This window comes from Actinomadura sp. NPDC049382 (assembly GCF_040677125.1).
GTDB lineage: Bacteria > Actinomycetota > Actinomycetes > Streptosporangiales > Streptosporangiaceae > Spirillospora > Spirillospora geliboluensis.
Genome location: NZ_JBFARO010000004.1, coordinates 78307 through 91779 on the forward strand (window position 1 = coordinate 78307; position 13473 = coordinate 91779).

The 13473-nt window shown below is 70.4% G+C and carries 11 protein-coding genes; 8 read left to right on the top strand and 3 right to left on the bottom strand.

Annotation, left to right across the window (positions count from 1 at the left end; genetic code table 11):
• Positions 1-224: 224 nt before the first annotated feature.
• Positions 225-2057 carry a carboxypeptidase regulatory-like domain-containing protein gene (locus AB0K34_RS04150; RefSeq protein WP_364545246.1) on the top strand — a complete coding sequence of 611 codons (1833 nt, stop codon included), beginning with the start codon at positions 225-227 and terminating at the stop codon, positions 2055-2057.
• A gap of 635 nt (positions 2058-2692) precedes the next feature.
• Here AB0K34_RS04150 and AB0K34_RS04155 read toward each other — a convergent pair.
• Both AB0K34_RS04155 and AB0K34_RS04160 read right to left on the bottom strand, forming a co-directional pair.
• A complete protein-coding gene (locus AB0K34_RS04155; protein WP_364545249.1) occupies positions 2693-4396 on the bottom strand; it encodes a M4 family metallopeptidase in 1704 nt (567 codons plus the stop codon).
• A 243-nt stretch (positions 4397-4639) separates the two neighbouring features.
• Positions 4640-5830 (bottom strand): lipase family protein, encoded by a 1191-nt coding sequence (locus AB0K34_RS04160; protein ID WP_364545252.1) that lies wholly within the window; start codon positions 5828-5830, stop codon positions 4640-4642.
• Positions 5831-6113: 283 nt separating this feature from the next.
• On the opposite strand from AB0K34_RS04160, the gene AB0K34_RS04165 reads away from it, so the two are divergent.
• Positions 6114-6683: a TetR/AcrR family transcriptional regulator gene (locus tag AB0K34_RS04165; RefSeq protein ID WP_364545255.1), complete on the top strand. Its 570-nt coding sequence runs from the start codon at positions 6114-6116 to the stop codon at positions 6681-6683.
• A gap of 49 nt (positions 6684-6732) precedes the next feature.
• On the opposite strand, the gene AB0K34_RS04170 is transcribed toward AB0K34_RS04165, so the two are convergent.
• The gene (locus AB0K34_RS04170; RefSeq protein WP_364545258.1) at positions 6733-7422 is read right to left on the bottom strand and encodes a TetR/AcrR family transcriptional regulator; all 690 of its coding nucleotides are present in this window, start codon (positions 7420-7422) and stop codon (positions 6733-6735) included.
• Positions 7423-7525: 103 nt separating this feature from the next.
• On the opposite strand from AB0K34_RS04170, the gene AB0K34_RS04175 reads away from it, so the two are divergent.
• The 6 genes from AB0K34_RS04175 to AB0K34_RS04200 all read left to right on the top strand — a co-directional run bounded on the left by AB0K34_RS04175 (position 7526) and on the right by AB0K34_RS04200 (position 13473).
• Positions 7526-8839 (top strand): acyl-CoA dehydrogenase family protein, encoded by a 1314-nt coding sequence (locus AB0K34_RS04175; protein ID WP_364545261.1) that lies wholly within the window; start codon positions 7526-7528, stop codon positions 8837-8839.
• A gap of 1 nt (position 8840) precedes the next feature.
• A complete protein-coding gene (locus AB0K34_RS04180; RefSeq protein ID WP_364545264.1) occupies positions 8841-9857 on the top strand; it encodes a phosphotransferase family protein in 1017 nt (338 codons plus the stop codon).
• 70 nt (positions 9858-9927) lie between these two features.
• Entirely contained in the window at positions 9928-10686 is a 759-nt protein-coding gene (gene fabG, locus AB0K34_RS04185; RefSeq protein WP_364545529.1) for a 3-oxoacyl-ACP reductase FabG, read from the top strand.
• A gap of 51 nt (positions 10687-10737) precedes the next feature.
• Positions 10738-11937 carry an acetyl-CoA C-acyltransferase gene (locus AB0K34_RS04190; RefSeq protein WP_364545267.1) on the top strand — a complete coding sequence of 400 codons (1200 nt, stop codon included), beginning with the start codon at positions 10738-10740 and terminating at the stop codon, positions 11935-11937.
• Between the two features lie 16 nt (positions 11938-11953).
• Positions 11954-12682, top strand: a complete 729-nt coding sequence (locus AB0K34_RS04195) for an HAD-IA family hydrolase (protein WP_364545270.1) — start codon at positions 11954-11956, stop codon at positions 12680-12682.
• Positions 12679-13473: an enoyl-CoA hydratase-related protein gene (locus AB0K34_RS04200; RefSeq protein WP_364545273.1), complete on the top strand. Its 795-nt coding sequence runs from the start codon at positions 12679-12681 to the stop codon at positions 13471-13473. Before AB0K34_RS04195 ends, AB0K34_RS04200 begins: the two co-directional genes overlap by 4 nt.

Consider the following 13473-nt stretch of genomic DNA (forward strand, 5'->3'; position numbering starts at 1 on the left):
GCCAATGAGGGGCGCGGCCTGGCAGGGCGAAGGCAGCCGACCGCCGGTGACCGCGTGACCGGGTGCGAACTGATCGGCTGCTCAAGCCACTTGATGGACCTCAAGCGGCCGGATACGGCCAGAGCCAATGGCTTCTTACGCCCGCCTGTAAACCGAACAGAGCCGTCGGTTGTCTACGTTATATCGCCGATTCTCGTGGTTGGGCGAGCGGATGGAGGGGGCCCGTGTTCATTCGACGCTGCCTATGGTTAATTGCGACAGTCGCCATCATCATGGCGGGAAGTTTCCTGTCCGTACCCGCATATGCGGACAGCGATGGAATCACCGGAACAATCACCGACGCGAAAACCGGTCAACCTGTGGCGGGTGCCTGGGTCGAGGCCTATGGAGCCTCCGGCGGCGTCTCCGGCGGTGCGAACACCGATGATTCTGGCCAGTACCATCTGCAATGGCTGGCACCGGGCGAGTACCGGATCAAAGTGACGGCCACCGATTACCAAGACCAGTGGGCATTTGACAAGTCCGATCAGGCCTCGGCCGATCCGGTGACCTCTCCCGGCACCGCCTCGCTGGCCCTGAAACCGATCGAATACGGCTCGATCTCCGGCCGGTTCGTGACCGCTTCCGGCGCCGGGGTCGCCGGCGCCGCGGTGGAAGTGCACGACGCTTCGGGCAACTCCCGTGGCCGCGAGATCACCGATGCCGACGGAGCGTTCAGGTTCACCGGGCTGAACGCGGAGGACTACAAGCTGTCCTTCGACTCGAACGGCAACATCCAGTGGGCCCACGGGAAGTTGGACCAGAACGAGGCGGACCCGATCACGGTGCGGTCCGGGCTTGAGACGACCGTCACCGAGACCGCCCTGCCCACCGGGGACCTCGAAGTGACCGTCCTCGACTCCAAGAGCCGCGAGCCGGTGCCCGGCGCCCGCGTGGCGACACGCGGCGGTCCCCGATCGCTCTTCGCCGAGACCGACGCCAGGGGCAAGGCGACGTTCGACGGCGTCCTCACCGGGACCTATTCGTTCTCGATCTCACCGCCGGAGGGTTACCTCTACGGATCGATCGACGACGTGGTGGTGCAGGCCGGTCAGGCCACTCGTGTCACCACCGAGCTGGTGCGGGAGGCGACGATCGTCGCGACGGTCCGCGACGCCAAGACGGCACAGCCGGTGGCCGGCGCATGTGTGAGCCTGTTCGAGCAGGCGGCCACCCTCCCCAAGACGGTCACCCGCAAGCGCGGGGACAAGACGGCCACCCGCGAGCGCGGAAACAAGACGCTCGACCAGGAGTGCAGCGACAGCGACGGCAAACTCCGCATCCCCCAACTGTGGCCAGGCAAGTACCGGCTGTTCATAACGCCCACCGATGGTGTGCATGGCCGCCAGTGGGTCGGCTCGAACGGCGGCACCGGGGACATGGAGAAGGCGGTGTGGTTCACCGTGGCCAGCGGTGAGGACATCAAGACCGAGGTGCGGCTGGACGGGGCGGGATCCATCGCCGGTACCGTCACCGACGCCCGCACCGGCAAGGCTGTCGAGGACGTGTGCGCCTGGGTGCTGCCCGCTGGCCCATCCGGCCCGGCAGCGTGGGGCAAAAACTGCACCGCTTCCGGCGGGCGCTACACCATCGAAGGCCTCGGCCCCTATGACTGGCGTGTCCAGTACCCAGACTTCAGCGGCCGCTACGCGTGGCAATGGTCCGGTGGGGCCCCCGACCGCTTCGCCGCCAGGCCGATCAGGGTCCAGGCCGGGGGCACGGCGACCGCCGATGCCCGGCTGCCGGAGAGCGGCAAGCTGAGCGGCAAGGTCATCGGCTCGGTGGTTCCCAACGAGTATGTGAGCGTCGTCGCCGTCAGCGCCCGAACCGGCGACATCGCCGCGCCATTCGCGAGGATCACCGGGGACGTCGACTACGCCCTGTACGGGCTGGCCACCCAGTGGATCAAACTCGGTTACAGCGGCGGTCCCGCCGATATGACCTGGTATCCGAAACCCCTGCATGTCGTCGCCGGGGAGGCGATCAACGGTCCCGATCTGGTGATTCCGAAGGAATGACAGAAACTCTCAGGCCGCGCGGCATGGCCGGAACCGCCACGCCGCGCGGCCTGGCTTTTACTGTCCCCCGCGCGAGTACGAGGAAGCGTCCACCGGTCACGCGGCACAGCGACCCGGGCCGGCTGAGAACCAACGATCTGAGCCTCCAACATCGCCGGAGCGGTCCACCAACCGAACATCGCCACCGCGTCCGCCCGTATGAAGTCGGATGCGCGTCCTATGCTGCCCGTCCACCGGGCTGGGCGGCGACGGGCATGGAAGCCGGTGAGGCGGTGTCGAACGCCCCTGTTCCTGGCCTCAGGTCGCCCCAGGCGTGATCCCCGGCGCAGCTGAGGGCGGATGTTTGCCCTGGTCAGGGGTGGTGGGTCGCGTGGGACTCGAACCCACAACCTACGGATTAAAAGTCCGGAGCTCTCGTTTCGGATCGGTGCTCTCAGTGTCGCCCTGTGTCGGTCTGTCCGCATCCAGCCCCATGTGAGTGCCGCACAGTGCTGCCGCGGGCCGATCCGGTTCGGAACCGCCGAGCCGACAACGAGCCGACATGGACCATTGACGATCTTGGGCTTGTCCGTCGGAGGCCCTGCCTGACCAGCATGGATGGAGTTTTCGGCAAGCGCACCGTTGGGCACATCGGATCAGCGGACATTCACGGCCGTCCAGGCTGCGGCGACGGTGGTGTACTGCTTGCTGCGCGTGCCGTAGAGGTCTTTGGCGGCGTGGAGGGTGGCGGTGCGGGCTGCGGCGTAGTCGGTGCTGGAGGTCATGTAGGTGGTGAGGGCGCGGTACCAGATCTTGATGGCGGCGTCGCGGCCGATTCCGGTGATGGTGGCGTCGTCGTAGGTGGGGCTTTTGTAGTGGACGCCGTCGATGGTCTTGGGGCCGCTGCCTTCGGCGAGCAGGTAGAAGAAGTGGTTGGCGACGCCGGAGGACAGGTGCGGGTCCAGGCCGGCGGTCTTGGACGACCAGTAGTCCGCCGATCGCCCGTCCTTGCTGGGGCGGTCCATGTAGCGCAGGGCCGGCTGGCCGAAGCCGGGGCGGACGACCTTCTCGCCGATGAGGTAGTCGCCGGGGTCATGGGGGTTGCGGGCGTACCACTCGACGGCGGTGCCGATGATGTCGGAGGTCGCCTCGTTGAGGCCGCCGGATTCTCCGCTGTAGGTCAGGTCCGCGGTGCGGGAGGTGACGCCGTGGGTCATTTCGTGGCCCGCGACGTCCAGCCCCACCATCGGCCCGGTCTGCTTGCCGTCGCCGTCCCCATAGGTCATGCAGAAGCAGGAGTCGTCCCAGAATGCATTGGCGTAGCCGGTGCCGTAGTGGACGCGGTTGAACGATCCCTTGCCGTCTCCGGCGATGCCGCTGCGGCCCAGGACGTTCTTGTAGAAGTCCCACGTCATGTCGGTGCCGTACTGGGCGTCCACCGCCGCGGTGGCGCGGTCGCCCGTCGTGCCGTCGCCCCAGTGGTCGTCGGGGTCGGTGAACACCGTGGCGGGGGCCCGGTGGAAGCAGAGTTGGCCCAGGCAGAGGTCGGTGTCGTTGCGGGCGTCGCCGGTGTAGGTGTTGCCGCGGGTGGGGTCGCTGAGCCGGAACGCGCCACCGGAGCGGGTCGTCCGCAGCGGGACCTTGCCGCTGTAGAGGGACCGGCCGTCGGCGGCGTCGGTCTGGACGGTCTCCTCGCGCGTCAGGATGGCGCCGGTCCGGGCGTCGACGGTGACGTAGGCGCGGCTGGGAGTGCCGTCGGGCTGCGTCCCCGTGGTCAGGAACCGCCATGCCAGGCGCGGCTTGCCGTCAGGTGTGCGGGCCTCGTACACCAGGTGCGCGCCGCCGCGGATCGTGCCGCCTGTAGCGGCGGCTTTGCTCTGGGCCTTGGCGGAGGACAGTGCCGGGGACGTCTTCGCGGGCGGCCCGGCGAGGGTGAGGCTGGATCCCCGCCACGCGCCGTTGCGGGCTTGGTGGACGATGACGTCGCCGCCCAGCACCGGAAGGCCGTCGAAGGTGCGGGTCAGGTGGGTGTGCGATGTGCCGTCGGGGTCGACGGTCACGGTGGTGGCGCGGAACTTCTGCCCGCGGTCGTCGCGCACCTCGCTGTTGTGGGCGCGGATTCCGGCCAGAGCGCGTGCGAGGGCGCCGGGGCGCGGGGGCTGGAGGCGGACAGGTGAAGCGGCGGCGGATGCGGCGGAGCCGCGCGGGCCGGAGGTGCTCTCCGAAGAGGTCGCCGGAAGGGCGGATCCGTTGACTCTCCCGGACGGCTGGTGGGGGAAGGCGGCGGGGGCCAAGGCGGACGCGGAGACGGCGAGGATGCCGCCGGTGATCGCCGTGGTCCATTTCGTGCGCGGTTTCATGGGTTTTCCTTGCGTGCTCGGGGGCGGGGGCGGGGGCGTGCTGCGGGGGGGGGGGGGGGAGGAGGAGCGGAGCGGGCCAAAACCGAGGGATCGCGCGACATGAACTTGGCGCCGAGGTCAAGTGAAGACGTGCGGTGCCGGTCGCCGGGGGTGTCGGCCGGACGGTGAGCGCCGCTGACCGGTGGTCGGCCGGTCAGCGGCGCTCGGGTCGCCGCCCGGAACCGGTCGGCGCGTAAGGAGAGGTCAGCCGCAGTTGCCCTGGGTGGGCTGGCCGGCGATGCGGGCGGCGAGCCAGTCCATCGCCGGGGTGGCGCCGATGACGGCGCCCAGGGCGTGGCTGGCCAGCGGGATGGGTTGCCACTGGACGACGTTGCCGCGCGAGCACCAGTCGGAACGCAGTTGCTGGCCGAGGTCGTAGGAGACGATCTCGTCGGCGGTGCCGTGGTAGAGGTACACGGGGTAGCCGGGGGCGCGGGCGCCGAGCTTGTCGGCGGCCAGGGCCTTCTGCCAGTCGGGGGATTCGAGCGGGTTGCGCACGGTCAGGTCGTCGAGGGACTTGCCGATGGTGGCGAGCGCGTCGTCGAGGATGCAGCCGCTGCGCAGCTTCTGGACGACTTCGCGTCCCTCGTCGTTGAGGTAGCCGTCCAGGTTCAGCCCGGGGTAGGCGGCGTCGTGGCCGATGGCCACCATCATTTCCAGGCCGACGACGCCTCCGCCGGCCTGGGCGCCTTTCAGTTCGTCGGCCGGGACGCCGCCGCTGGCGATGCCCTTGATGTGCAGGTCGGGGGCGTAGGTGCGGGCGAGTTCGGCCGCCCAGGCGCTGGCGTGCCCGCCCTGGGAGTAGCCCATGACACCGACCGGCGAGTCTGCCGTGACCCCTGCTTTCTGTGCCTGGGGCAGTCGCTGGGCGGCGCGGGCGGCGTCCAGGACGGCGGTGCCTTCGGGGCGTCCGACGAGGTAGGTGTGGTCGCCGGGGGTGCCGAGGCCCTGGTAGTCGGTGACGGCGACCGCCCAGCCGCGGTTGAGGGCTGCGTTGATCTCACTGGCCTCGATGCTGGTGCCCTTGGGGAAGTTGGCCGAGGGCGCGCACTGGTCGGCCAGGCCGACGGTCCCGACGGCGTAGGTGAGCAGCGGCCGGGTGCCGGTGCGGCCGTCGTTGGGGACGATGACGGTCCCGGAGACCTGGTCGGGGTTCCCGTGGACGTCGGTGGAGCGGTAGAGGATCTTCCACGCGCTGGTGGCCGTCGGGATCCCGGGCATCACGCGGAACAGCGACGGGTCGGCGCTGATCAGGTCTCCCGGCCGGGCGCCCGCGGGCGCCGCGTCGGCCTCGGCGATGGCGGGGACGAGGCAGGGGGCGGCCGCTGCGATGACGGCGACCGCGGCCAGTGCGAGTTGCCGCCAGGGGGCGGGTCTGCTGCCCGAACGTTGCATGTCTCTCCTCGGGGTGGTCGGCCCGGGCAGTCCGCGGCGGACGTCACGCCGGATCCGGGCTGCACATGGGGTGGCGGGCCGTACGGCCGCCCGGTGCGGTGCGCCGGGTGCCGTAATGAAACCGCCGGGCGGGCGGCATCGCAATACTTGAATTTGGCCTCAAGTACATGTATCACGGGCGCGCCGGATGACGCGCCGTCCGCCTCGCCGGTTGGAACGAACTTGCCTCGGTCGTAACGGACGGAAGGCGCACTGTTAGCGTTCGGCCTCATAGCGTGGTTGCATGGAGCAATCGGCCGTTATGGACGTCGCCGCGCGCCTGTTCGCCGAACTTGGCTACGACGGCACGTCGTTGCAGCTCATTGCGGACGCCTTGGGCGTCGGCGTCGACGAGGTGACGGCGGTCGGCGGCAAGCGGGAGCTGTACCTGGCGGCGATGCGGCGCGCGTTCGAGGAGGAGCAGGCGGTCATGCGGGCCGCGATGGACGACTGCCCTCCGGGCCGGGAGTGCCTGCATCACCTGACCGACGTCTACCTGGACTTCCAGCTCGAGCACCCCATCGGGCACGCGCTGTGGATGCACCGGTGGGTGCTCGACGCCATCGACATCGGCGGGCTTGAGGATGAGTTCAGCCGTCCCCAGCTCCAGGCGGTCGCCCGGAGGGTCAGGGGCGAGGTGCCGGCCGACGTGAACGTCTCCTACCTGCTGGGCACGCTGATCTGGTGCGTCCACGGCTTCTTGGGGTCGGGCGTGATGGCGCGCGGGCAGGGGGTGCGCCGGGCGGACGACCTCACCGCCCGCCAGGAGTTCCGGGCCCACCTGCACCAGCTGATCGACAAGATGCTCGGCTGAACGCCCGCCGGCCCCGCCGTCCGGCCCGAGGACGGCCGTCGGACGCGGGTCAGGCGGAGGGCTTCAGGCGCAGCGCGTTGGCCCAGAGCGTGTTCAGGGCGTCTACGAGCTGGTCGAAGGCGATGGGCAGGTCGCAGACGTAGACCATGTAGGCCAGCCGGCTGACCATGGCCGACAGGGCGTGCGCGGTGATCAGGGGGTCGAGGTCGGGTTCGGCCTGCCCGCGTTCCTGGAGTTCCCGGATCATCTTCGCGTTGCGCTCGGCGAAGGCGACGCCGCGTTCGAGGCGGAGCCGGGCGAAGTTCTCGTCGATGTGGGCGACCTGCTCGAACAGGCCCATGAGGCGGGCGTTGCGCTCGTAGGCCCGCAGGTAGTCGCGATTGGCGGCCTCGATGATCTCGCGCGGGTCGGTGGCGCCGGTGCGTTCGCGCAGGTGGGGGTGGAGCATCTCCTCCTGCACCTGCTCGACGAGGGCCTCGAAGATCTCTTCCTTGTCGTTGAAGTAGGTGTAGAAGGATCCGGACGCCGCGCCCGCGGCCTTGGAGATGTCGACGATGCGGGCGTCGAGGTAGCCGTCGCGCTCGAAGACCTCGCGGGCGGCCTGGATCAGGGCGTTCCGGGTGCGGATGCCGCGCTTGCTGCGCGGGGTGATCCGGGACTGCCGGTCGCCGCCGGCCGCCTGTCCGGGAGTCGTCTCTTCGGGAACCACCGCGGTCTTCGCCTCTGTCCGGTCGCGCACTCGTCGGTCGAAGGCTAGCAGCGCGGGCCTGGTGGTGATCGTCACTTGAACTTGAATGCGGATTCAAGTAAATATAGCGGCACGCCATCCGAGGGGAGCTGCCATGGAGCTGTTCGACGTCTCCGACCGCGCGAAGCGCTACCGCGACGACCTGCTGGAGTTCATGGACGAGCACGTGTACCCGGCCGAGGCGGTGTACGAGGAGCAGATGCGCGCGTCCGGCGACCCGCACCACCAGCCGCCGATCGTCGAGGAGCTGAAGTCCGAGGCGCGCCGCCGCGGCCTGTGGAACCTGTTCCATCCGCATCCCGAGTGGGGTCCGGGGCTGACGAACCTGGAGTACGCGCCGCTCGCGGAGATCATGGGGCGCAGCGCCCACCTCGCGCCGGAGGCCACCAACTGCGCCGCGCCCGACACCGGCAACATGGAGGTGCTCACGCTGTTCGGCAGCGCCGAGCACAAGGAGAAGTACCTGCGCCCGCTGCTGGACGGGACGATCCGGTCGGCGTTCGCGATGACCGAGCCGGGCGTCGCCAGCTCCGACGCCACCAACATCGAGCTGCGGATGGAACGCGACGGCGACCACTACGTCCTCAACGGCCGCAAATGGTTCGCCTCCAACGCGATGCACCGGAACTGCCGGGTGCTGATCGTCATGGGCAGGACCGACCCGGACGCTCCGCCGCACCGGCGGCAGTCGATGATGGTCGTCCCGATCGACGCGCCCGGTGTCACGATCGTCCGCAGCCTCCCTGTGTTCGGGTACATGGACCGCGAGGGGCACGCCGAGATCCTGTTCCAGGACGTGCGGGTCCCGGTGAGCGACGTCCTGAAGGGGGAGGGCGAGGGGTTCGCGATCAGCCAGGCGCGGCTCGGGCCGGGCCGGATCCACCACTGCATGCGCGCGATCGGCGTCGCCGAACGGGCCCTGGAGCTGATGTGCCGGCGCGCGGACGAGCGGGTCGCGTTCGGGCACCGGCTCAGCGACAGCGCCAACATCCGCGACTGGATCGCCGAGGCCCGCGTCGACATCGAACGCACCCGGCTGCTGACGTTGAAGGCCGCGTGGATGATGGACACCGCAGGCAACAAGGCGGCGCGGATGGAGATCGCCGCGATCAAGGTCGCCGCGCCGGGCATGGCGCTGAAGATCGTCGACCGGGCGATCCAGGTGCACGGCGGAGGCGGCGTCACCGACGACTTCCCGCTCGCCAACGCCTGGGCGCAGCTGCGCACCCTCCGCCTCGCCGACGGCCCCGACGAAGTCCACAAGCGCGCCATCGCGATCCAGGAACTCCGCAAGCACCGCGACGCCGCGGACAGGCCATGGGTCCCCGAGGTTCCGGCCGACCGTCCGGGACGTCCGGCCGTGGTGAGCGGGGGCCGCCGCGGCGAACGCGAGACCGCCGGTGCCTAGCGTGGAGGCACTCGGGCTGGACGCCGGCGAGGTGACGGCCTGGATCGCCTCGCTGGGCATCGAGTTCCACGGGGCGCTCCGCTTCGACCGGATCGGGCTGGGGCAGTCGAACCTCACCTTCGCGGTCGACGACGAGCGGGGACGCCGCTGGGTGCTGCGGCGCCCGCCGCTCGGCCGGCTGCTGCCGACGGCGCACGACGTGGTCCGCGAGGCGCGGGTGCTGGCGGCGCTGGAGGGCACCGATGTACCGGTGCCGCGGGTGCACGGCGTCCGGCTCGATGGTGATGCCCCGCTGGTGCTGATGGAGTTCGTGGACGGGATCGTCCTCGACCGCCCGGAGGCCGCCGGTGCCGTGCCTCCGCTGCGCCGCCGAGCGGTCGGGCTGGCGATGGCCCGCACGCTGGCCGACGTCCACGCCGTGGATCTCGACGCGATCGGGCTGGCCGGCGCGGCCGGTACCAGGCCGTACGCCGAGCGCCAGCTGCAGCGCTGGTCCTCCCAGTGGGAAAGGTCGAAGACCCGCGAGCTGCCGAAGCTGGAGAGGCTCACCGAGCGGTTGATGGACGCGGTCCCGCCGCAGCGGGAGGTGGCGCTGCTGCACGGCGACTTCCACCTGCGCAACGTGATCGCGTCCCAGGAGAACGGGGACATCGCCGCGGTCCTGGACTGGGAGCTCTGGACGCTCGGCGACCCGATGGCCGACCTCGGAACCCTGCTGGCCTACTGGCCGGAACGGGGCGAGAGCGCCGTCGACGCCCTCTCGGTCACCGCACTGCCGGGCTTTCCGCGCCGCGACGACATGGTGCGGACCTATCTCGACGGGACCGGTAGGGACCCGTCGGCGCTCGGCTTCTGGCACGCGCTCGCCGTCTGGAAGCTGGCGGTCATCGCCGAGGGAGTGCTGCGCCGCGCCCTGGAGGACCCCCTCAACCGGGCCGCGGCCGGAACCCCCACCGCGATGCAGATCGAAGCGCTGGTCAGTGCGGCCGAACACATCGCGGACGACGCGGGCGTCTGACCCCGCCGCCACGACCACCCCACCATCCGGAGCCGCCTGGCGCGCTACCAGTCACGAACCAGGAGACATGATGAACACCAAGCGTAGGACGGCGATCGTCACCGGCGCGGCACGCGGTATCGGCGCGGCGATCGCGCGGCGGCTGGCCGCCGACGGCATGGCCGTCGCCGTTATCGATCTGGACGAGTCCGCCTGCGCGGACACCACCGGGTCGATCAACGACGCGGGCGGCACGGCGATGGCCCTGGCGGCGGACGTGGCCGACGAGGCGGCGGTGAACAAGGCCGTCGCCGGGGTGGCCGACGCTCTCGGACCGCCGACGGTCCTGGTCAACAATGCCGGTGTCACCCGCGACGACCTGCTGTTCAAGATGACCGCGCAGGATTGGGACACGGTGGTGAACGTGCACCTGCGGGGATCGTTCCTGATGTCCAGGGCCGTCCAGGGGCACATGGTCGAGGCCGGGTTCGGGCGGATCGTGAACCTGTCGAGCACCTCGGCGCTCGGCAATCGGGGCCAGGCCAACTACGCCGCGGCCAAGGCAGGGCTGCAGGGCTTCACCAAGACGCTGGCGATCGAACTGGGCCGGTACGGCGTCACGGCCAACGCGATCGCACCGGGCTTCATCGAGACCGAGATGACGGCGGCCACCGCCCAGCGCCTGGGCATGGACTTCGCCGACCTGAAGAAGGCCGCGGCCGACCAGATCGCGGTCGGCCGCACCGGTCGGCCCGACGACATCGCGCACGCCGCCGCGTTCCTGGCCGGCGAGGAGGCGGGTTTCGTCTCCGGCCAGGTCCTCTACGTGGCTGGTGGGCCCACCAACTGACAGGGCCGCCTTCCGCTTTTCCTTCTCTGTGAACACCCTTAAGGAGCAGTCATGAAACAGGCCGTCATCGTGTCCACGGCGCGGACTCCGATCGGAAGGGCCTACCGCGGCGCGTTCAACGACACGCAAGCGCAGCACCTGGCCGGCCACGCCATCTCCCATGCGATCGCTAGGGCGGGCTTGGACGCCGCCGAGATCGAGGACGTCGTGCTCGGCTGCGCACTGCAGCAGGGATCCTCGGGCAACAACGTGGCCCGCCAGGCGGCTCTTCGCGCCGGGCTGCCCGACACCGTCCCCGGGATGACGATCGACCGTCAGTGCTCGTCCGGGCTGATGGCCATCGCCACCGCCGCCAAGCAGATCACCCACGACGGCATGGACGCCGTGGTCGCCGGCGGCGTCGAATCGATCTCGCTCGTGCAGAACGAGCACCTGAACCTGCACCGCGCGAGCGACCCGTGGCTGGTGGCCGGCAAGCCCTCGATCTACATGCCGATGCTGCACACCGCCGAGATCGTCGCCGACCGCTACGGCGTCGACCGCGACCGCCAGGACGAGTTCGCGCTCACCTCCCAGCAGCGCACCGCGCGGGCGCAGGCGGACGGCCGCTTCGACGCGGAGATCGTCCCGCTGACGACCGTCAAGAAGACCACCGACCGCGTGACCGGCGAGACCACCGAGGAAGAGGTCAGGCTGGCCCGCGACGAGGGCAACCGTCCCTCGACCACCTTGGAGAACCTCGCCGGGCTGCGGCCCGTACTGCCCGACGGGCAGGTCACCGCCCATTCGACGGTGACCGCCGGCAACGCCTCGCAGTTGTCGGACGGGGCGTCGGCCTGCGTGCTGATGGAAGCGGGCGAGGCCGAGCGCCGCGGTCTCGAACCTCTCGGCGTCTACCGGGGGATCGCGGTCGCCGGGTGCGCGCCCGACGAGATGGGCGTCGGCCCTGTGCTCGCCGTGCCCAAGCTCCTCAAGCAGCACGGCCTGACCGTCGACGACATCGACCTGTGGGAGCTGAACGAGGCGTTCGCGTCCCAGGCGGTGTACTGCCGCGACGAACTGCACATCGACCCCGACCGCTTCAACGTCAACGGCGGCGGCATCTCCATCGGCCACCCCTACGGCATGACGGGCTCGCGGCTCGTCGCGCACGCGCTGATCGAGGGCCGGCGGCGCGACGCCCGGCACGTGGTGATCACCATGTGCGTCGGTGGCGGCATGGGCGCGGCCGGCCTCTTCGACGTCGCCTGACCGGAGAGGAAGACCTGTGAACCCCGGAACGGCCTCCGGCGTGGCTCGGCCCCCGCAGGCGGTGCTCACCGACTTCGGCGGCGTCCTGACCAGCGACGTCTTCGACGCCTTCCGCTCCGTCTCACACCGGATCAGCGGCGATCCGTGCCTCATCGAACGGCTCCTGCGCGAAGACGGGCCGTCCGGGCGGTTGCTGGTCGAGCACGAATGCGGCCGCCTCGACCAGACCGGATTCGAGGACCGCTTCGCCGAACGGCTCCGCGCCCACGGCGTGGCCGACGTGCCCGCCGGCCTGGTCACGCAGATCCAGGACGGCCTGCGGCTCGACGAGGCGATGCTGTCCGCCGTCGCCCGGCTGCGGTCCGACGGCGTCCCGGTCGCGATCGTCTCCAACGCCTTCGGCGACGACTGCTACCGGGGCGTGGACCTGGACGCCATCGCGGACACCGTCGTCATCTCCAGCGACGTCGGCGTGCGCAAGCCGTCCCGGCGCATCTACCGGATCGCCTGCGAGCGGCTCGGCGCCGACCCCGCCGCCTGCGTGATGATCGACGACCTCCGCCACAACCTCGACGGCGCCGAACGCCTCGGCATCCGCGGCCTGCACCACCTCAACAGCACCGCGACCGTCCACCGCCTCGCCGAACTCTTCGGCCTCGACCTGGAACCGGACACCGGCGGCGAGCGCCCGCCCGCCGGAACCGACCAGGGACCCCCGATGCGATACGACAGGAAGAGACGATGACTCCGAACGAAGAGACGGTTCTTCGGGAACGGCGCGGCCCGGTGCTGCTCCTCACGCTGAACCGGCCCGAGCGCCTCAACGCCTGGAACGACGAACTGGAGCGGCGCTACTTCGCCCTCCTCGACGAGGCCGAGGCCGATCCCGAGGTCCGGGCGATCGTGGTGACCGGCGCCGGGCGTGGCTTCTGCGGCGGCGCGGACCTCGACGTCCTCGCGCAGGTCAGCGCCGCCGACGAGGTCCGGCCGGTCGAACGGCCCCGGCCGCGGACCTTCCCGCTGACAGTCCGCAAACCCCTGATCGCCGCGATCAACGGCGCCGCCGCGGGGCTCGGCCTGGTCGAGGCGCTCTACTGCGACATCCGCTTCAGCACCCCGGACGCCAAGCTCACCACCGCGTTCGCCCGCCGCGGACTGATCGCCGAGTACGGGATCGCCTGGCTGCTCCCGCGCCTCATCGGCACCAGCCGCGCCCTCGACATGCTCATGTCGGGTCGCATCGTGAAGGGTGAGGAGGCCTGGGCGTTCGGGCTGGTCGACAAGGTCGTCGAACGCGATGCGCTGCTGGACGCCGCAGTCGGCTACGCCACCGAACTTGCCGAGCTCTGCTCGCCCGCCTCGATGAGCGTCATCAAACGGCAGGTGATGCGGGCCCTCGACACCGACTTCGCCACCGCCGTTGCCGAGGCCGACGACTTGATGGTCGCCTCCTTCAACCATCCGGACGCCTCCGAGGGCGTCGCCAGTTACATGGAGCGGCGGCCGCCGGCGTTCCGCTCTCCCGACGCCCGATGA